Raw genomic sequence first — 976 nt, 5'->3', positions numbered from 1 at the left:
GATAGCTGTCAGTTGCCGCCGGGGGTCATCGACATCCCAGCCTGGAACGACCCTGGAGGCGGGGTCACGCCATTCTCCCGGCACCACCCACCCGGCTCACGCTGCGAACGACGCGGAATCCCATTGCTGGGCTCCAGCTGCAACGGGATGGGCGGCAGGGGAGGCAGCTCCTGCCCCGACTCGGCCGCCAACTCATCGGCGTCCTTCTCCTCCGACATACCGATCGGACCCACCCGCTGAGCATTCAGGAACTGGCGCACCACCGGCTCCTCCGAGCTCAGCAGCATCTCCCGAGGACCGAACATCGCCAGATGCTTGTGGTAGAGCAGACCGATGTTGTCCGGCACCGTCCGGGCGGTGTTGATGTCGTGGGTCACGATCAAGAACGTCGCATCGATCTGAGCGTTCAGATCCACGATCAGCTGGTTCAAGAACGCCGTGCGCACCGGGTCCAGACCCGAGTCCGGCTCATCGAACAACACGATCTCCGGATCCAGCACCAACGCTCGCGCCAGACCAGCCCGCTTGCGCATACCGCCCGAGATCTCGCCCGGCAGCTTGTCCTCAGCACCCAACAGACCCACCAGGTCCATCTTCTCCATCACGATGTCACGAATCGCCGACTCCGACTTCTTCGTGTGCTCACGCAACGGGAACGCCACGTTGTCGTACAGGTTCATCGACCCGAACATCGCACCGTCCTGGAACAGCACCCCGAACAGCTTCCGGATCTCGTAGAGCTCCTTCTCACTGCACGAAGCGATGTCGGTGCCCTCGATCACGATCGAACCCTCATCGGGCTTCAACAACCCGATCAGCGTCTTCAGCAACACCGACTTACCCGTCCCCGACGGGCCCAGCATCACGCAGATCTCACCCGCCGGAACGGTCAGCGTCACCCCACCCCAGATCAACTGCTTGCCGAAGGACTTCGTCAGATTCTCGACCTTGATCTCAACACCCATGACAGTCCTTC

The 976-nt window shown here is 62.2% G+C and carries 1 protein-coding gene; it reads right to left on the bottom strand.

The window, feature by feature from the left end:
- Positions 1 to 8: 8 nt before the first annotated feature.
- On the bottom strand, positions 9 to 965 hold the full coding sequence (locus KSO97_RS17340) for an ABC transporter ATP-binding protein (RefSeq protein WP_232681873.1): 957 nt from the start codon (positions 963 to 965) through the stop codon (positions 9 to 11).
- Positions 966 to 976: the final 11 nt, after the last annotated feature.

The organism is Nocardioides sp. R-C-SC26 (assembly GCF_021246465.1).
GTDB lineage: Bacteria > Actinomycetota > Actinomycetes > Propionibacteriales > Nocardioidaceae > Nocardioides.
Note: the sequence above shows the minus strand (reverse complement) of the source record. Positions and strands in the feature narration are given on the sequence as shown.

Coding starts and splice junctions, on each gene's coding strand:
- KSO97_RS17340 (WP_232681873.1), bottom strand. CDS start 965: ATGGGTGTTGAGATCAAGGTCGAGAATCTGACGAAGTCCTTCGGCAAG.